19 protein-coding genes are annotated in these 18,072 nt (G+C 63.2%); 10 read left to right on the top strand and 9 right to left on the bottom strand.

What is annotated here, in order from left to right:
- The first annotated feature begins 414 nt into the window (after positions 1-414).
- A complete protein-coding gene (locus PQQ51_RS21040; protein ID WP_408498746.1) occupies positions 415-837 on the top strand; it encodes a hypothetical protein in 423 nt (140 codons plus the stop codon).
- 55 nt (positions 838-892) lie between these two features.
- On the opposite strand, the gene nodJ is transcribed toward PQQ51_RS21040, so the two are convergent.
- Together nodJ and nodI are read right to left on the bottom strand one after the other, a co-directional pair.
- Positions 893-1,720: a nodulation factor ABC transporter permease subunit NodJ gene (nodJ, locus tag PQQ51_RS21035; RefSeq protein WP_408498745.1), complete on the bottom strand. Its 828-nt coding sequence runs from the start codon at positions 1,718-1,720 to the stop codon at positions 893-895.
- 69 nt (positions 1,721-1,789) lie between these two features.
- A complete protein-coding gene (gene nodI / locus PQQ51_RS21030) occupies positions 1,790-2,704 on the bottom strand; it encodes a nodulation factor ABC transporter ATP-binding protein NodI (protein WP_408498744.1) in 915 nt (304 codons plus the stop codon).
- Positions 2,705-3,035: 331 nt separating this feature from the next.
- On the opposite strand from nodI, the gene PQQ51_RS21025 reads away from it, so the two are divergent.
- Complete coding sequence (locus PQQ51_RS21025; RefSeq protein ID WP_408498743.1) at positions 3,036-3,500, top strand: universal stress protein; 465 nt, start codon at positions 3,036-3,038, stop codon at positions 3,498-3,500.
- 72 nt (positions 3,501-3,572) lie between these two features.
- Here PQQ51_RS21025 and PQQ51_RS21020 read toward each other — a convergent pair whose 3' ends face one another.
- From PQQ51_RS21020 to lexA, 3 genes are all read right to left on the bottom strand, one after another.
- Positions 3,573-4,250 carry a DUF2939 domain-containing protein gene (locus tag PQQ51_RS21020; RefSeq protein WP_408498742.1) on the bottom strand — a complete coding sequence of 226 codons (678 nt, stop codon included), beginning with the start codon at positions 4,248-4,250 and terminating at the stop codon, positions 3,573-3,575.
- A 120-nt stretch (positions 4,251-4,370) separates the two neighbouring features.
- Positions 4,371-4,715: a hypothetical protein gene (locus PQQ51_RS21015; RefSeq protein WP_408498741.1), complete on the bottom strand. Its 345-nt coding sequence runs from the start codon at positions 4,713-4,715 to the stop codon at positions 4,371-4,373.
- 59 nt (positions 4,716-4,774) lie between these two features.
- Positions 4,775-5,425 carry a transcriptional repressor LexA gene (lexA, locus tag PQQ51_RS21010; RefSeq protein ID WP_408498740.1) on the bottom strand — a complete coding sequence of 217 codons (651 nt, stop codon included), beginning with the start codon at positions 5,423-5,425 and terminating at the stop codon, positions 4,775-4,777.
- 11 nt (positions 5,426-5,436) lie between these two features.
- Between lexA and PQQ51_RS21005 the strand changes: the two genes are divergently transcribed.
- The 7 genes from PQQ51_RS21005 (at position 5,437) to PQQ51_RS20975 (ending at position 12,088) form a co-directional block, all read left to right on the top strand.
- On the top strand, positions 5,437-5,646 hold the full coding sequence (locus PQQ51_RS21005) for a hypothetical protein (protein ID WP_408498739.1): 210 nt from the start codon (positions 5,437-5,439) through the stop codon (positions 5,644-5,646).
- Between the two features lie 115 nt (positions 5,647-5,761).
- Positions 5,762-6,802 carry a sulfate ABC transporter substrate-binding protein gene (locus PQQ51_RS21000; RefSeq protein WP_408498738.1) on the top strand — a complete coding sequence of 347 codons (1,041 nt, stop codon included), beginning with the start codon at positions 5,762-5,764 and terminating at the stop codon, positions 6,800-6,802.
- Positions 6,803-6,960: 158 nt separating this feature from the next.
- The gene (gene cysT, locus PQQ51_RS20995) at positions 6,961-7,860 is read left to right on the top strand and encodes a sulfate ABC transporter permease subunit CysT (RefSeq protein WP_408498737.1); all 900 of its coding nucleotides are present in this window, start codon (positions 6,961-6,963) and stop codon (positions 7,858-7,860) included.
- Entirely contained in the window at positions 7,857-8,849 is a 993-nt protein-coding gene (cysW, locus tag PQQ51_RS20990; RefSeq protein ID WP_408498736.1) for a sulfate ABC transporter permease subunit CysW, read from the top strand. Before cysT ends, cysW begins: the two co-directional genes overlap by 4 nt.
- The gene (locus tag PQQ51_RS20985) at positions 8,849-9,907 is read left to right on the top strand and encodes a sulfate/molybdate ABC transporter ATP-binding protein (RefSeq protein ID WP_408498735.1); all 1,059 of its coding nucleotides are present in this window, start codon (positions 8,849-8,851) and stop codon (positions 9,905-9,907) included. The genes cysW and PQQ51_RS20985 overlap by 1 nt, the downstream gene beginning before the upstream one ends.
- Before the next feature lie 104 nt (positions 9,908-10,011).
- Positions 10,012-10,938 carry a CysB family HTH-type transcriptional regulator gene (locus tag PQQ51_RS20980; RefSeq protein ID WP_091794591.1) on the top strand — a complete coding sequence of 309 codons (927 nt, stop codon included), beginning with the start codon at positions 10,012-10,014 and terminating at the stop codon, positions 10,936-10,938.
- A gap of 97 nt (positions 10,939-11,035) precedes the next feature.
- Positions 11,036-12,088 (top strand): asparaginase, encoded by a 1,053-nt coding sequence (locus PQQ51_RS20975; protein ID WP_408498734.1) that lies wholly within the window; start codon positions 11,036-11,038, stop codon positions 12,086-12,088.
- Between the two features lie 167 nt (positions 12,089-12,255).
- On the opposite strand, the gene PQQ51_RS20970 is transcribed toward PQQ51_RS20975, so the two are convergent.
- The 4 genes from PQQ51_RS20970 to gcl all read right to left on the bottom strand — a co-directional run bounded on the left by PQQ51_RS20970 (position 12,256) and on the right by gcl (position 16,880).
- Entirely contained in the window at positions 12,256-12,657 is a 402-nt protein-coding gene (locus PQQ51_RS20970; protein ID WP_408498733.1) for a DUF3597 domain-containing protein, read from the bottom strand.
- Between the two features lie 541 nt (positions 12,658-13,198).
- Complete coding sequence (locus PQQ51_RS20965) at positions 13,199-14,107, bottom strand: 2-hydroxy-3-oxopropionate reductase (RefSeq protein ID WP_408498732.1); 909 nt, start codon at positions 14,105-14,107, stop codon at positions 13,199-13,201.
- 66 nt (positions 14,108-14,173) lie between these two features.
- The gene (otnI, locus tag PQQ51_RS20960; protein WP_408498731.1) at positions 14,174-14,983 is read right to left on the bottom strand and encodes a hydroxypyruvate isomerase; all 810 of its coding nucleotides are present in this window, start codon (positions 14,981-14,983) and stop codon (positions 14,174-14,176) included.
- A 121-nt stretch (positions 14,984-15,104) separates the two neighbouring features.
- Positions 15,105-16,880, bottom strand: a complete 1,776-nt coding sequence (gene gcl, locus PQQ51_RS20955; RefSeq protein WP_408498730.1) for a glyoxylate carboligase — start codon at positions 16,878-16,880, stop codon at positions 15,105-15,107.
- Positions 16,881-17,057: 177 nt separating this feature from the next.
- Between gcl and PQQ51_RS20950 the strand changes: the two genes are divergently transcribed.
- Complete coding sequence (locus PQQ51_RS20950; protein WP_408498729.1) at positions 17,058-17,972, top strand: LysR family transcriptional regulator; 915 nt, start codon at positions 17,058-17,060, stop codon at positions 17,970-17,972.
- Positions 17,973-18,072: the final 100 nt, after the last annotated feature.

The raw sequence follows: 18,072 nt of genomic DNA, 5'->3' as shown, positions 1-18,072 counted from the left end.
CCGTGTGATGGCATCTCCTGTCTCTTGTTCGAGTCTCTTGCCCCAGTCTCTTGCTCGAACCGCGCTCAGCGGATCTTCAGTTTCGAGCGTACCGCGTAGAGTGCCCCGAGGCTCGCCAGCGCGATGGCTGCCCGCGGATGGCCGCCGTCAGTGCGCACCTTTTCGCGATTATCTGATCGTGCAGACCGGCAGCGGTAAGGCAAAACTTCCTGGCGGAAGGCGAATCACGACCTAAACTGTGGTGACGGAAAGGGCACAAGCACTGGCACAAGCACTGGCACAAGCGGCTGGCTTGCGCGGCTTGCGTTGCTGCAACGCACACCAGTGGTAGGATTGCGCCCGAAAAATAGAGAGAGCGGCGCGCGGCCCCATGAGCGCGCTGTCCACATAGAGCGATAGGAATCAGGACATCGAATGGCGCAACAAAAAACCAACCCGAAACTCGAACAGGCGCTCACGCGCGGGGACCTCGCCATCCGCCAGGCGAATTCGGCGCGCGCTACCGCGCTGCTGCGCGCGTTGGGCAAGATGATTGTGGAGGCGTCCGCGACGATCGGCGTCGAAGCGTTCACGCTGATCCCCGACGGCGACAAGATTTACGATCCCGAGGACGGGTTGTGGCCGCAGGAGTTGCAGGTGTCGCTCGACGGTCCCGTTGAAGACTCCGATCCGGACGAAGTGCGCACGGTGCGCCTGATCGCCGACGATCCGAACACGGTGTTCCGGGTCGAATGGCAACGGGCGGATGGCAAGATCGGGCGTCAGGACGGCGGACCGTTCGCCACGGTCGCGTTCATTTCCGACGTGGACATTCCGTGGACGGATGACGAGGACTGAACGGGTTGGGTCGCCGTGGGTGAGCGGCGGTGCGCGCGTTTTACTTCAGCGAGCCTTACTTCATCATCCTGCGGCGAAACAGAATCGCTGACACAACGAAGCCGCCCACCGCGTACGCCAGCAGCACCGCGATGTGCAACAGCGGCGCGTCGACCGGCCGCCCCAGCATGGCCGGCCGGATCAGATCGACCGCATGCGCGAGCGGCAGGATCTCGGTTGCCCCACGTGCGATCGCGGGCAGTTGCGAAATGGGAAAGAACACGCCGGAGAGCAACAGCATCGGCGTCAACACCAGCGTCTGGTAGAACATAAAGAAATCGTAGGACGGCGCCAACGCGGTCACCACCATCGCGATACTCGCGAACGCAAGCCCGGTCAGCACGATCACCGGCAACGCGAGCAGCATCGACGGAAAACTCGCATAGCCGAGCGCGCCCGCCACCAGCATGATCGCCGCGCCCGACAGCACCGACTTGCTGCCCGCCCAGATCACTTCGCCCAGCACGATGTCGCCGAGCGTGAGCGGCGTATGCATGATCGCCTCCCACGTGCGCTGTACGTGCATGCGCGAAAAGCCCGAATACATCGATTCGAAACTCGCCGACATCATCACGCTCGAGGCGACCGTGCCGGCCGCGAGGAACGCGATGTACGACACGCCATCGACGTGGCCGACCATCAGCCCGAGACCGAAGCCGAGGCCGAACAGATAGATCATCGGATCGGCGAGGTTGCCGAACATCGAAGCCAGCGCGAGCTTTTTCCACACCAGATAGTTGCGGCGCCATACCGCGATCCAGTTGACGGCGTTCGCGGGAAACGCGGCGAACGGTTCCTGTTTCGACGGCGTCTCGCCGGGCGTGTCGTAAGTGCGTGCGTCCATGACGTGTCTCGTGCAGTGTTTTTTATGGCCTGGAAGGGGCGTGGCGCGGTGCGGTGCGGAGAAAGCGCATCAGTCCTGCATCTCGCGGCCGGTCAGGCGCAGGAACACGTCTTCCAGATTGGCCGGACGATTCAGATAGCGCAGATCGGTGCGATGCTTCAGACGCGCATGCACCGGTTCCGCATCGTTGACGTAGCAGAACAGCGTCTCGCCGCTGATCTCGGTGCGCTCGACGAGCGGCGCAAGCTCGTCGCGCAACGCAAGCGGGTCGGGACCGAAGATTTCGATCACGTCGCAACCGATCTCCGACGCAATCAGCTCGCTCGGCGCGCCTTCGGCGATCTTGCGTCCTTCTTCGATCACGCAGAGCCGGTGGCAAAGCCGCTCGGCTTCTTCCATGAAGTGCGTGGTCAGCAGGATGGTTTTGCCGCGCGCGAGCAGCGAGCGCAGCCGTTCCCAGATCAGATGACGCGCCTGCGGATCGAGGCCGGTGGTCGGCTCGTCCATGATCAACACGTCGGGGTCGTTGACGAGCGCGCGCGCCAGCGTCAGACGCCGCTTCATGCCGCCCGACAGTTCGCTCACACGCGCATCGGCTTTGCTTTCGAGCCGCGCGAATTCGAGCAGCGACGGCACCATCGCGCGGCATTGCGCGGCGGAAAGGCCGAAGTAGCGGCCGAACACCAGCAGGTTTTCGCGGACCGTGAAATCGGGATCGAGATTGTCGAACTGCGGCACCACGCCGACGCGCGCCCGTGCAACCCGCGCGCGGCCCGGAATCGGCTCGCCGCATAGGTGGATCGCGCCGGCGTCCGGCGCGGCGATGCCGAGCAGCATCCGTAGCGTGGTGGTTTTGCCGGCGCCGTTCGGCCCGAGCAGACCGAAACATTCGCCTGGGTTCACATGAAACGACAGGCCGTCGACGACCGTCTTCTCGCCGTAGCTTTTTTTGACCTGATGAAATTCGATGGCGGCTTCAGACATGAAACGGTCGACGCTCCTCTCAAAGAGATGAATGGCCAGGGAAGCGGCCAGCAAGGCAGCCCGTAAACGGCCAGAAAGGCGGCTTATTCTAGGCTATCGACAAGCTGGCTTTAGCCGAAGCCTTGCTGTTTGCACGGGATTCTTGCGCTGCGGCATCGGCGTGCGGGCGGCTCGGAATCCATCCGGAACCGGCGTGGAACCCGCGTGGAGCCCGCGCGCACCGGTTCGGGGCGCATGAAGATTCCACTTAGCGTTTTCCATCCCTTGCAAGCTGAATTGCGGCGCACCATGATTCATTCACACAGCGCGCTTCGCGCTAACGGAGAAAATCATGGCGAGCTACCAGAAAATCCTGCTGTGCTACGACGGCTCGCGCGAAGGCCGCAAGGCACTACGTTGCGGCGCCGATCTGGCGTTGGACCTGAAGGCGGAAACGCATTTGTTGTCGGTGGTCGATATGCGTTCGAGCATCGCGCAAAGCGCGGGCCTGCTGACCGACGTAGCCTGCGGCAGCTTCGAGAAGACAGCTCGCGACATCCTGCAGGAAGGGGTGGACTGGCTGACCGAACGCGGCGTAACCGCGCAGGGGCATTTCGCATTCGGCCATCCGATCGACGAGATCGCCAATCTCGCCAACGAGCTCAATGTGGATCTGGTGGTGGTCGGCCACCGTTGCCGCACCGGCCTGTCGCGATGGTGGATGGGCTCGGGCAATACGCCGCTGCTGGACCGGATTTCGTGCAGCATTCTGGTGGCGTGTTCGTCCGCACAGGAGCAGCAGCAAGCCGCAGCTTGATTGCCGGCGGGGCGGGCGAGCGGCTTGGAGCGACGACACGCTCCGCGTACGCGAAGCCCGCAATCTTCGCGCTCACTCGTTCAGATTGACCGCAGCCAGTTTCCACGTGAAGAGCCCCTCGCGCTGCAAGATTGCGGAGTAACGCGCGTCGCCGGCGCCGTGCTGATAGGTGACGACGAATTCGTTCAAGCCACGGTAGCCCGCCGTGGTTTGCGGCGGCTGCGGGGGCGGGGGGGTATTCGCGGCGTTGTCAGTGGCGTTGCCCGCGGTGTTGCCGGGCGTGTTACCCGGTGTGTTGCCAGTTGCAGGCGCCGCGGGCTCGGCTGCCGGCGGCGGGTTGCTCGCTACCGGCGGCGTGGGCGGGCGTTCACCTGGATTGCCGCGCGGCGGCATGCCGTTCAGTAGGGCTGCGACTCCATCCGGCGTCGCATACGCATCCACCAATGGCCCTATCAGCGCGACGCCGATCATTGCGCCGATCGCAGCCAGCGGATTGCCGTTGCTCTGTGCGTCGAGCCGGCGCGTGAGCAGGCCGGTGACCTGTTGCTTCAGGCTCTCACGCAGTGCGGGAAAATCGACGTATTGATTGACCGTTTGCGCGTCACGCGCGTCCGCCGCGCGTTTGAGATTATTCAGCGCGATATACGGCGTTGCGTAAGCAAACCCTAACGCGGCGATTACCGCGATCACGATCAGAGTGACGATCAGCGGCCGGGTGGCGCTACGCCGCGTGCGTGTTGAAACTGCCATCGGGTGGGGCTCTCCATCAAGAGTGATCTAACGTGGACCGTGGCCACGCGAAAACGATCCCACACGACGCGATATTCGACGGAGCGTGGGCAACCGACCCACCGCCTTCCCACACTTTTGTCAGGACTCGAAGACCGCGCCGTGGACGTTCGCTTCATCGGCGATACAGCGGTCGATCATGCGGCACACCGCGTCGACCGTGCCGACCATGATCAGCCGCGACGGCCCGTGATAGACGCGCACCGGCGCGCGCCGCGCCGGCTCGGCCATATTCAGCCCCGAGTTCAGCGATACCCGCGCAAACGCCGGCAATGAGGACGGCAAGCTCGACACGCGAGCCGGTTCGTCGAACAACGACGCGGTGCCGGACGTGGACGCCTCGATCAATGAACAGGGCACCAGCTTGCGCAGATGGCGCAGACGACCAAACTGGCGAAAAGGCAGCAGGCGGGCAAGGCGTTCCATGAGTCTCTCCAGGCGTTTCAACGTTGGGGCAGCTTCGATGTGGCGAACCAGCGGACTGGTTAGAACTCGCCGGGGCGGATCAGACCGACGGCGATCCCTTCCAGCGCGAAGTCCGCACTGCCGGTTTCAACGAAGATGTTTTCGTAATCGGGGTTCTCGGCGATCAGCTCGAGCCCATTGGGCCGGCGCTTCAGGCGCTTGACCGTTACATCGTCGCCAAGGCGCGCGATGATGATCTGGCCGTCTTTCGCTTCGCTCTTTTTCTGCACGGCGAGCAGATCGCCGTCGAAAATGCCCGCGTCGCGCATGGAGAGCCCGCGCACCTTCAGCAGGTAATCCGGCTTGCTCGAGAACAGCGCGGGATCGCACGCGTAGTGCTGCGCGATATGTTCCTGCGCGAGGATTGGGCTACCGGCGGCGACCCGGCCGATCAGCGGCAGCGACAACTGCATGATGCTGGCGTGCGGCAGCGTGAATTGATGCGGTGAATCTTCGGGGCCGGCCAGCAGACGGATGCCGCGCGATGCGCCCGCGGCAAGCTCGATCACGCCCTTGCGAGCCAATGCCCGCAGATGTTCTTCTGCCGAGTTGGCCGAGCTGAAGCCCAGTTCGGCGGCGATTTCCGCGCGGGTGGGCGGAAAACCGGTGCGTTCGATGGCCCGGCGAATCAGATCGAAAACCTGCTGCTGTCGTGCGGTGAGTTTGGTCATGGCGCCACTGTATGGATGAACAGGTGCCTGTATTTTTATACAGTATTCGTCGCAATTCAAGCTTTACTTTAAGTTCGTCGCGGCAGGTGGTGTTCCAGCACCGCCTCATGACGCTCGAACAACCATTTGCGTGTGTCAACGCCTTATCCCGCCGCCATTACCACTTTTGGGTATTAAAGAATGAGGAAACATTATTTTTAATGATGAAAGCTCTTCGATAGACTGCCCCTCAGTCAGCGCTCACCGGTCAACCCGGCGACCCGTAAAGGCATATAAGCGCGACGCAAAACAACACCACACGCTATTTCAGCGGACTACGACGCGGAGAAAGTTGGCATGAATCATCAAGGCACGGGGCTGGCAGGCAGGACGAAGAAACTCATCGCGGCGCTCGCATTCGGCACCGCCGCGGCGCTCGGCGCGATCGCGCAGGCGCACGCAGCCGACACGACGCTGCTGAACGTCTCGTACGATCCGACGCGCGAACTGTACCAGGACGTCAATCAGGCGTTCGGCAAGGAATGGAAGGCGAAGACGGGTGAGACGATCACCTTCAAGCAGTCGCATGGCGGGTCGGGCGCGCAAGCCCGCTCGGTGCTGGACGGTCTGCAAGCAGACGTCGTGACGCTGGCGCTTGCCTACGACATCGACGCGCTGGCGAACAAAGGGCTGATCGACAAGGGCTGGCAGAAGCGCCTGCCGGACAACGCGTCGCCGTACACGTCGACGATCGTGTTCCTCGTGCGCAAGGGCAACCCGAAGCACATCAAGGATTGGGACGATCTGATCAAGCCGGGCGTGTCGATCGTCACGCCGAATCCGAAGACCTCGGGCGGCGCGCGCTGGAACTATCTGGCCGCATGGGCGTACGCCGAACATCAGCCGGGCGGCAACGATCAGAAGGCGAAGGAATTCGTCGGCAAGCTCTATAAGAATGCAGGCGTGCTCGATTCGGGCGCGCGCGGCGCGACCACCAGCTTCGTGCAACGCGGTATCGGCGACGTGCTGATCGCATGGGAAAACGAAGCGTTCCTGTCGCTGAAGGAATTCGGTCCGGAGAAGTTTGAAATCGTGGTGCCGTCGGTGAGCATTCTGGCCGAGCCGCCGGTGGCCGTGGTCGACAAGGTGGTCGACAAGCACGGCACGCGCAAGGTCGCCGAAGCGTATCTGAACTTCCTGTACAGCGAAGAAGGTCAGGAAATCGCCGCGCGCAATTTCTATCGTCCGCGTTCGAACAAGGTGCCGGCCGAGCTGACCGCCAAGTTTCCGAAGCTGAAGCTCTACACGATCGACGATTCGTTCGGCGGCTGGGCCAATGCGCAGAAGACGCACTTTGCCGACGGCGGCGTGTTCGATTCGATCTATTCGCCGCAATAAGCGGGTAGCGAAGCGGGCAGCAGAAGCAGGCAGCAAATCAACGAAGCGGGACGCAACACAGTCCCACTCGACTGGAAGGCGCGCTCATCGAGCGCGCTTTTTGGCTAGCCAGGCGGCCATGAAAGAGTCGCCGGCCTCAACCCTGAAGAGTACTCAGCATGACGACGTTGACCTTCCGAAAACCGAGCGCGTTGCCCGGTTTTGGCCTGACACTCGGCATCACGGTGGCTTATCTGAGCCTCGTGGTGCTGATTCCGCTTGCGGCGACCTTTCTGAAGACCGCAACGCTCGACTGGAACCAGTTCGTGCGCGCGGTCACGTCGCCACGCGTGCTGGCTTCGTATCGCCTGACGTTTTTCTCCGCGCTCGGCGGCGCGCTGATCAACGCGGTGTTCGGCTTTCTGGTCGCGTGGGTGCTGGTGCGCTACACGTTTCCGTTCAAACGCATCGTCGACGCGGTGGTCGATCTGCCGTTCGCGTTGCCGACCTCGGTGGCCGGCATTTCGCTCGCGGCCGTGTATGCGGGCAACGGCTGGATCGGGCAGTTTCTCGAACCGCTCGGCATCAAGATCGCGTTCACGCCGGCCGGCGTGCTGGTTGCGTTGACGTTCATCGGCTTGCCGTTCGTCGTGCGGACCGTGCAGCCGGTGCTGGAAGAGTTCGAGCGCGAGCAGGAAGAGGCCGCCGCCTGCCTCGGCGCGTCGCGCTGGCTGACGTTCCGGCGCGTGGTGCTGCCGGCCGTGTTTCCGGCCTTGCTGACCGGTTTCGCGCTGGCGTTCGCGCGCGCGCTCGGTGAGTACGGTTCGGTGATTTTCATTGCCGGCAACGTGCCGATGAAGTCGGAGATCACGTCGCTGCTGATCATCACCAAGCTCGAGCAATACGACTATGCGGGCGCCACCGCGCTCGCGGTCGTGATGCTGGTCGTGTCGTTCCTGATGCTGTTGTTCATCAACACGTTGCAGTGGTATTTGCAGCGTCGTACCAGTCGCGGCGGCGCGGGTCCTGCACCGACAGCGAGCGTCGCGGCGATCGGTGTCGGCGGAGGTGCGCAATGAGCCGCGATTCCTCGAACAACACCGCCGCTGTCGCGCCGCGCGCGCCGCTCAACATCGCGCGGCGGCCCGATCCGGTCACCGAGCCGCCGCTCGTGCGCTGGCTTCTGATTGCAGTCGCGCTGCTGTTTCTCGCACTGTTCCTCGTCGTGCCGCTGGTCGCGGTGTTCTATCAGGCGTTGAGCAAGGGCGTCGGCTTCTATCTGGAATCGCTCGCCGATCCGGATGCACTGTCGGCGATCAAGCTCACCGTGATCACCGCTGCGATCGCGGTGCCGCTGAACCTCGGGTTCGGTCTCGCGGCGTCGTGGTGTATCGCCAAGTTCGAATTCCGCGGCAAGGCGTTGCTGACCACGCTGATCGATTTGCCGTTTTCGGTGTCGCCGGTGATCTCCGGCCTGATCTATGTGCTGATGTTCGGCGCGCAAGGCTGGTTCGGCCCGTGGCTGCAGGACCACAACGTCCAGATCATTTTCGCGGTGCCGGGCATCGTGCTGGCGACGATCTTCGTGACGTTCCCGTTCGTCGCGCGCGAACTGATTCCGTTGATGCAGGCGCAAGGCAACGACGAAGAAGAAGCCGCGCACGTGCTCGGCGCGTCGGGCTGGCAGATCTTTCGCCGCGTCACGCTGCCGAACGTCAAGTGGGGTCTGCTGTACGGCGTGATCCTGTGTAACGCGCGGGCGATGGGCGAGTTCGGCGCGGTGTCGGTGGTGTCGGGCCACATTCGCGGACAGACCGACACGATGCCGCTGCATGTCGAAATTCTCTACAACGAATACAACTTCTCGGCGGCGTTTGCCGTGGCGTCGGTGCTCGCGCTACTCGCGCTCGTGACGCTCGGCCTCAAGCTGCTCGCCGAGCGCCATATGTCGGCGGAACTGTCGGCCGCGCACGCCGGTCCCGTCACGCCGGCGCCGTCGGCCGCCATCGCAGCACGCCCGTCGCATCAGAACGCAGTCCAGCACCCGGTCAAGCAAGGAGAGCTGTAATGGGTATCACCGTTCGTAACCTGCAAAAGCGCTTTGGCGATTTCGTCGCGCTCGACAACGTTTCGCTCGATTTTCCGCCGGGCGAACTGGTTGCGCTGCTCGGGCCCTCGGGGTGTGGCAAGACCACGTTGCTGCGTGTGATCGCCGGCCTCGAATACGCAGACGGCGGCCAGGTCGTGCTGCAAGGCCAGGACGTCGCGACGGTCGGCGCGCGCGAACGCGAAGTCGGCTTCGTGTTCCAGCATTACGCGCTGTTCCGTCACATGACGGTGTTCGAGAACGTCGCGTTCGGCCTGCGCGTGAAGCCGCGCAAGGAGCGTCCGTCCGAAGCGGTGATCCGCGAAAAAGTGCACGAACTGCTGAAGCTCGTGCAACTCGACTGGCTCGCGCAGCGTTATCCGTCGGAGCTGTCGGGCGGTCAGCGGCAGCGGATCGCATTGGCGCGCGCGCTGGCGGTCGAGCCGAAAGTGTTGCTGCTCGACGAGCCGTTCGGCGCGCTCGACGCGAAGGTGCGCAAGGAGTTGCGCAGCTGGCTGCGGCGTCTGCACGACGATCTGCATATCTCGACGATTTTCGTCACGCACGACCAGGAAGAGGCGCTCGAAGTGGCCGACCGTATCGTCGTGCTGAATCGAGGGCATGTGGAGCAGGTGGGCAGTCCGCAAGACGTGTACGACCATCCGCAGACCTCGTTCGTCTACGAGTTTCTCGGCGCGGCGAACCGTCTGCACGGCAAGGTCGACGCGAGCGGTTTCGTGGTCGATGGCGCGGCGCTGCCGGTTTCGATCAAGGCCGATTTCAGCGGCCCGGCATTCGCGTATGTGCGGCCGCACGATCTGCAGTTGTATCCGCAGGCGTCCGGTCATCGCGAAGGCATCGTGGTGGACGTGCGGCGTGTGGTGACGCTCGGCGGTTCGGTGCGAGTGGAACTCGCGGGCCGCGAAGGCAACCTGCTCGAGGCGGAGTTGGATCGCGAGTCGTGGCGCGATCTGCAACTATCGATTGGCGATGGTGTGACGGCCGTGCCGCGCGCGTTGCGTGTGTTTCCTGCGCAATGAGCGCGCAGTGAATGAGCAATGAGCGAACACGGTTCAGGCAGCAAAAAATTCGGCGCTTCCCGCAACTCAAATAACTCAACTCTGGCTTAACCGGAGACTTCAAGATGAACTTTCAGCAATTGCGCTTCGTGCGCGAGGCCGTGCGTCAGAACATGAATCTGACCGAAGTGGCTAACGTGTTGTACACGTCGCAGTCGGGCGTGTCCAAACAGATCAAGGACCTCGAAGACGAACTCGGCGTCGACATTTTCATCCGGCGCGGCAAGCGTCTGACGGGTCTGACGGAGCCGGGCAAGGCGGTGCATCAGCTGATCGAACGGATGTTGCTCGACGCGGAAAATCTGCGCCGCGTCGCGCGTCAGTACGCCGATCAGGACAGCGGCCACCTCGTCGTCGCGACCACTCATACGCAGGCGCGTTACGCGCTGCCGAAGGTGATCCGCCAGTTCACCGAAGTGTTCCCGAAGGTGCATCTGGCGCTGCGTCAGGGCAGTCCGCAACAGATCGCGCAGATGATCATCAATGGCGAAGCGGATATCGGCATCTCGACCGAAGCACTCGACCGTTTCCCCGACATCGTCACGTTCCCGTGCTATTCGTGGCATCACGTGGTGGTCGTGCCGAAGGATCATCCGCTGGTGGGCCGCCCGAACCTGACGCTCGACGAGATCGCTGAATTTCCGATCGTCACTTACGATCAGGACTTCACGGGCCGCTCGCACATCGACCAGGCATTCGCGAAAGCGGGCGCGTTGCCCGACGTCGTGCTGACCGCGATCGACGCCGACGTGATCAAGACGTACGTCGAACTCGGCATGGGCATCGGCGTGGTCGCGGCGATGGCCTACGATCCGAAGCGCGACACCGAACTCGTCGCGCTCGATACGCAGCATCTGTTCGAAGCGAGCACCACGCGGGTCGGTCTGCGTAAAGGCGCGTTCCTGCGCGCTTACGCGTACCGCCTGATCGAAATGTTCGCGCCGCAGTTGAACGAGGCGGAAATCGCCGCACAGTTGCGCGAAGCGGTTTGATGCTTGGGGCCGGGCTGTGATGGCCCGCTCCAAAGCAAACGGCGGGCTGTTCTCAGCGGTTCTCGTGCATGGCGGCGCATCGCTTACAATCGCCGCCATGAACACTTCGACTTCCTCTTCCACAATGTCCACGACGGCGTCCGACGCAACCGCCGCGTCTGCGCTGCCGCGTATCGCGGTGCTGGCGACAGGCGGCACGATTGCCGGCGCCGCTGCCGACGCGACCAATACGTCCGGTTATCAGGCCGGCGTGGTCGGCGTCGAGCAATTGCTGTCCGTGGTGCCGGCTTTGTCTGCGCTCGCGCGTATTCACGCGGAGCAGGTCGCGAGCGTCGACAGCAAGGACATGACGCTCGCGCTGTGGACCACGCTCGCGCAACGCATCAACACGCTGCTCGCCGCCGACGACATCGACGGCGTGGTGGTGACTCACGGCACCGACACGCTCGAAGAAACCGCCTACCTGCTGCATCTGACGGTCAAGTCCGATAAGCCGGTGGTGCTGACCGCGGCAATGCGCCCGGCGTCGGCGCTTTCCGCCGACGGTCCGCTGAATCTGCTGAACGCGGTGACGGTCGCGGCGCACGCGAACTCGCGCGGGCAGGGCGTGCTGGTGGCGTTCAACAACAAGATTCATAGCGCACGCGATGTCGTGAAAACGAGCACGTACGCAGTCGATGCATTCCAGTCGCCGGAAGTCGGCGCGCTCGGTTGGGTGCAGGACGGGCGTGTCGAATTCCAGCGTCAGGTGGTGCGTCCGCATACGCTGGGTGCCGAATTTTTCATCGGCGACAAGTGGCCGCACGTGGAGATCGTCGCGAGCTACGCAGGGGTGTCGCGGATCGCGGTGGACGCGCTGGTCGCCGCCGGTGTGCGCGGCATCGTGGTGGCGGGCACGGGCAACGGCTCGATTCACGCATCGGTACAGCAGGCGCTTGCCGATGCGGCGTCGCAAGGCGTCGCGATCGTGCGTTCGTCGCGCGTGGGTTCGGGGCACGTGATGCGCAACGGCGCAGCCGCCGACGACGTGCTCGGCTTCGTCAGCGCGGGCTCGTTGAATCCGTACAAGGCGCGTGTGTTGTTGATGCTCGCACTCGCCGTGGGCGGCACGGGGCCGGTCGCGTTGCAGAAGACTTTCGATACGTACTGATTGATTTGGCGGGGACGGCCCGGTTCAAAGTCGGAACCGCGTCCTGCACAGGAAGCTTGAATGACAACGCGGCGCCGAGGGCATCGACCCGGGCGCCGCGTTGTCGTTTCAGCTTAAGGTTTATCGCTATCGCCGCAAACGGGCGACACCGGCAAGCCGCTATGCCCCTATGCCGCCAGATCCGGAGGCAACTTCCCGCCGTTTGCTGCCAGCGCTTGCATCACCTGTTTGTGCAACCAGATGTTCATGCTCGCTGAATCGTTCGTGTCGCCGCTGTACTTCAGTTCCTGCGCGAGTTGCTTGCGATGCTCGAGGCTGCTGTCCACCCCGAGCGCTTTCAGCGTGTCGACGATCGACGTGCGCCAGTTCAACGTTTGTCCGCTCTCACTCACGAACTGATCCATCACGACTGCGACGTCGACGTCGGCCAGCGGCGGGGGCGCCGGTGTAGCCGCCGGTGCGGCAGCTTGCGCAGCGGCTGGATCCGGAGTCGGTTCTACCGCAGGCGCAGGCTGGTCGGGCTTTGCCTTGCCGAAGAGCTTGTTCACGATGTCACCAAAGATGCTCATTCTGAGTCCTTTGCAGAGGGGTTAACGGCGCAAGCACATTCCGCTTGCGGGTTGAACACTGGTTGTTGGGAATCGGGCGAATGAAGCAGAGCACAGGCTGATACGCCCACAACCAGACTCATCGAGTGTAGGAGAAAAGCGCGGATCGATGTGTCAAAAAAGGTCGCACCGCAGGCGCGGAGTTGCAAGCAAATGCAAGCGCGCTTGCGAGCACGCGCGCGGGGAGGCCTGCAAAGAGAGGGGCTGGCGGGCGGCGTGCATGATGCACCCGCTGCGAGAGATTGGCGGATAAAGCATAAACGATGAGCATAACGATGAAATCCGACAGCCGGACACCCGACGACGACGTCTGACCGACCAAGGCTTCCCCGGCGCCGCCGGGTGCCGCTGCGGACCCCACATGCCGCTCTCAGCCCAGAGCGGCATCATTTACCCGATCCGCCGCGCATGCCGCGCGACGAACCGGGCGCCCCACCTGCGATTGTCAGGACGACGACACACGCGTCGTCACGGCAACCGGTATTGCTGTTTCAACTGTTGTTCAAGCGGCCTTGGCTTCGCTAGTGGGCGCTTGCGCGACTTCGTAGTTCGCCATGATTTCGAGTGCGCGCACCATCGCCGAGTGATCCCACGCCTTGCCGCCGTTCGCCGCGCACACGCTGAACAGTTGCTGCGCGCTCGCCGTATGCGGCAGCGCGATGCCCAGCTTGCGCGCGCCGTCGAGTGCGAGGTTCAGATCCTTCTGATGCAGTTCGATCCGGAAGCCCGGATTGAACGTGCGTTTCGTCATGCGCTCGCCGTGCACTTCGAGAATCCGCGACGACGCGAAACCGCCCATCAACGCCTTGCGCACACGTTCCGGATCGGCACCCGAGCGCGACGCGAACAGCAGCGCTTCGGCCACCGCTTCGATGTTCAGCGCGACGATGATCTGGTTCGCGACCTTGCAGGTTTGACCCGCGCCGTTGTCGCCGATCAGCGAGATGTTCTTGCCCATCAGGTCGAACAGCGGCTTGGCGAGCGCGAACGCTTTTTCCGGACCGCCGACCATGATCGTCAGCGACGCTTCGCGCGCGCCGACTTCGCCGCCCGACACCGGCGCGTCCAGATAATCGACGCCGAGCGCGTTGATCTTCCTCGCGAACTCCTGCGTATCGAGCGGCGAGATCGAGCTCATGTCGATCACCAGCTTGCCCTTCGTGAGGCCGGCGGCGACGCCGTCGTCGGCGAACAGCACGTTGGCGACGTCAGGCGTGTCCGGCACCATGATGATGACGATATCGGCAGCCTGCGCGACAGCGGTCGAATCGGCGACCACGCTGGTGGTTTTGCCCAGATCTTCCGGCACCGGATACGCGCCGTTCACGAACAGCGAATGACCGCCCTTGATGAGGTTGCGCGCCATGTGCGCACCCATGATGCCGAGGCCGATGAAACCGATCTTTGCCATGTGTCTGAATCTCCAGTGTGTTTGTTTGGGGTTAAAGCGCCTGACGCGTGTCCAACGCGCGATGCTTCAGGCCGCGGCGTGGGCCGCGCCGCGGGTTTGTCCGGCCACCGTCTGCACCCAGCCGAGGCCGGCGGCGGTGGTCGTGCGCGGCTTGTACTCGCAACCGACGTAGCCTTCGTAGCCGAGCGAGTCGAGCAGATCGAACAGGAACGGGTAGTTGATTTCACCAGTGCCGGGTTCGTTGCGTCCCGGGTTGTCGGCGAGCTGGATGTGCGCGATCTGCGGCAGATTCTTCCTGATCGTTGCCGCGAGTTCGCCTTCCATCCGTTGCATGTGATAGATGTCGTATTGCAGGAACAGGTTGTCCGAGCCGACTGCGCGAATCACGTCGAGGCCTTCGCCCGAACGGTTCAGCGCGAAGCCCGGGATATCGTAGGAATTGCACGGCTCGACCAGCAGTTTGATGCCCGCTTTTTTCAGTTCGCCGGCTGCGAAGCGCAGGTTGTCGACGATCGTCGAGCGTGCTTTGTCTGCATCCACGCTCGCACCCGGAATGCCGACGAGGCAGTTCAGTTGCGGCACCTTCAACGCTTTCGCATATTCGATCGCGCGTCCCACACCTTCCTGGAACTCGGCCACGCGATCCGGCAAACACGCAATCCCGCGTTCGCCGGTTTCCCAGTTGCCCGCCGGCAAGTTGTGCAGCACGAGCTTCAGACGGTTCTGTTGCAGACGCTCGCTGAGTTCGGCGATCTGATACGGATACGGAAACAGGAATTCGACGGCGTTGAAGCCCGCGTCCGCTGCGGCCGAAAAGCGCTCGAGGAACGGAACTTCGTTGAACAGCATGGTGAGGTTCGCTGCAAATTTCGGCATGGTGCGTGTGTCTCGCTGGTCGGTCAGGGGAGTGGCTTCGTGACGCGGTTCGTTTGCCCGAAGGCATTCGAACCGCGCGCGTCGCTTTTTATTTGCTGCTTGCGTATTGCGGGGATGGAACTCAGTCGAGGATGCTGATTGCCGTCGGCGCGTCCGCGCGCTTTTCGGCCAGTTCTTCGAACTCGTTGATCGCGTCGATCTCGGTGCCCATCGAGATGTTGGTCACGCGCTCCAGAATCACTTCGACGATCACCGGCACGTTGAACTCGGAGAGCATCGCCTGCGCTTTTTGCAGCGCCGGCTTCAGCTCTTCCGGCTTGAACACGCGGATCGCCTTGCAACCGAGACCCTCGGCCACCGCGACGTGATCCACGCCGTAGCCATTCGTCTCCGGCGAATTGATGTTCTCGAAACCGAGCTGCACGCAGAAGTCCATGTCGAACGCGCGCTGCGCCTGGCGGATCAGCCCGAGATAGGAGTTGTTCACCACCACGTGCACATACGGCAGCTTGAATTGCGCGCCCGCGGCCAGTTCTTCGATCATGAACTGGAAGTCGTAGTCGCCCGACAGCGCGACAATTGGACGTTGCGGATCGGCTGCGCGCACGCCGAGCGCTGCCGGAATCGTCCAGCCGAGCGGGCCGGCCTGGCCGCAGTTGATCCAGTTGCGCGCCTTGTACACGTGCAGGAATTGCGCGCCGGCGATCTGCGACAAACCGATCGTGCTCACGTAGCACGTGTCGCGGCCGAACACCTGGTTCATTTCTTCGTACACGCGCTGCGGCTTCATCGGCACGTTGTCGAAGTGGGTCTTGCGATGCATCGTCTGCTTGCGTTGCTGGCAATCGGCGACCCACGCGCTGCGGTCCTTCAGCTTGCCCGCGGCTTTCCATTCCTTCGCCACCGCGACAAACAGTTCGAGCGCTGCCTTCGCGTCCGACACGATGCCGAGGTCCGGCCCGAACACGCGGCCGATCTGCGTCGGCTCGATGTCCACATGCACGAACTTACGGCCCTTGGTATAGACCTCGATGCTGCCCGTATGACGGTTCGCCCAGCGATTGCCGATGCCGAGTACGAAGTCGGACGCGAGCATCGTCGCGTTGCCGTAGCGGTGCGAAGTTTGCAGGCCGACCATGCCGGCCATCAGCGGATGGTCGTCGGGAATCGCGCCCCACGACATCAGCGTCGGGATCACCGGCACGCCGACGGTTTCGGCGAATTCGACCAGCAGGTCTTCGGCGGCGGCGTTCAGCACGCCGCCACCCGACACGATCAGCGGCTTGTCCGAATCGTTGAGCAAGGTCAGCGCGGCTTCGATCTGCTTCTTCGTGGCTTTGGGCTTGTAGACCGGCAGCGGTTCGTACGTGTCGATGTCGAACTCGATCTCGGCGAGCTGCACGTCGATCGGCAGGTCGACCAGCACCGGACCCGGACGGCCCGAGCGCATCAGGTGGAACGCCTGCTGGAATACGCGCGGCACCAGCGCCGGTTCGCGCACGGTGACCGCCCACTTGGTGACGGGCTTCGCGATCGATTCGATATCGACGGCCTGGAAGTCTTCCTTGTACAGACGCGCGCGCGGAGCCTGGCCCGTGATAGCCAGAATAGGAATCGAGTCGGCCTGAGCGGAGTACAAACCGGTGATCATGTCGGTGCCCGCGGGGCCAGACGTGCCGATGCACACGCCGATGTTGCCCGGCTGGGCGCGCGTATAGCCTTCGGCCATGTGCGAAGCGCCTTCGACGTGGCGCGCCAGCACGTGGCTGATGTTGCCCGCTTTGCGCATGGCCGAGTAGAACGGGTTGATCGCAGCGCCCGGAACGCCGAATGCGGTGTCGATGCCTTCTTTTTCGAGCACCAGCACGGCTGCGTCGACGGCTCTCATCTTGGCCATGAATGTCTCCTGAATGTCTTGGAATGGGCGGTAAGCAAGGTGTTGAACGCACTTTAGGCCGCACTTAAAGGTTTGATAAGATCAGTCCGGGTCGCTTATTTCGAAACAAAAAGTATGGAGTGACGCTGCGGCGCGATGGGCGGCGGACTAGAACCCGAGGGAGTGGGAGACAAAAACATGGATCGCTTCAAGCAGATCGAAACTTTCGTGCGTGTCGCCGACGCGGGCAGTCTTGCCGCGGCGGCGCTGGAAGAGGGCGTGTCGCCGGTGATCCTCGGGCGCCGCATCGACGCGCTGGAAAAGCGCCTCGGCGTGAAGCTGATGTACCGCTCGACGCGCCGCCTCGTGGTCAGCGAAGACGGCGCCGCGTTTCTCGAACGCTGCCGCGGTCTGCTGACCGAGTGGGACCAGGCGGAAAACGAGTTGAGCGCGGGGCGGCGCGCGGTGAACGGGCATCTGATCGTGTCGGCGCCGGCGGCCTTCGGGCGCAAGCATGTGGCGCCGCTCGCCCCGGCCTTTCTCGCCGACAAACCCGAATTGCAGGTGTCGTTCAATCTGACCGACCGGGTGGTCGATCTGGTGCGAGAGGGCTATGACCTGTCGATTCGCATCGGCGGCGCGGTCGATCCGAACTTCGTCGCGGTGAAGCTGGCGACCAACCGGCGCGTGGTGTGCGGCACGCCCGAATATTTCCGCCAATACGGCAAGCCGAAAACGCTGGAAGACCTGCCGCAGCACAACTGTCTCGCGTTCAATCTGCAAGGCGGCCAGAACCGCGGCTGGTATTTCCGCCGCAACGGCAAGCTGGCGACGGTGCGGGTGGGCGGCACGCTCGATTGCAACGACGGCGAGCTGCTGCACCGCTGGGTCTCGGAAGGGCTCGGCCTGGGCTGGCGCTCCACATGGGAGATCCAGCAGCAACTCGCGAGAGGCGAACTGGAAACGGTGCTCGACGAGTTCGCGCTGCCCGATTACGACATCCTCGCGGTCTACCCGCAGCAGCGCTACGTGCCGGCCAAGGTGCGGTACTTCATCGATTATCTGAAAGAGGTGTACGCGAGCGACGGTTACTGGTCCCGCTCGACCTATTAGCGGCGCGGGCGCTTTTTTTTGCGGCTGTGCGGCCCAGGCGGGAATAAACTCGAAGCGCGGCCGGTTATGAAGGTAAGGACGGCGCAATCGATGCGCGTTG

Origin of the sequence: Paraburkholderia xenovorans (assembly GCF_046030735.1) — a bacterium.
GTDB classification, from domain to species: Bacteria; Pseudomonadota; Gammaproteobacteria; order Burkholderiales; family Burkholderiaceae; genus Paraburkholderia; species Paraburkholderia xenovorans_A.
Note: the sequence above shows the minus strand (reverse complement) of the source record. Positions and strands in the feature narration are given on the sequence as shown.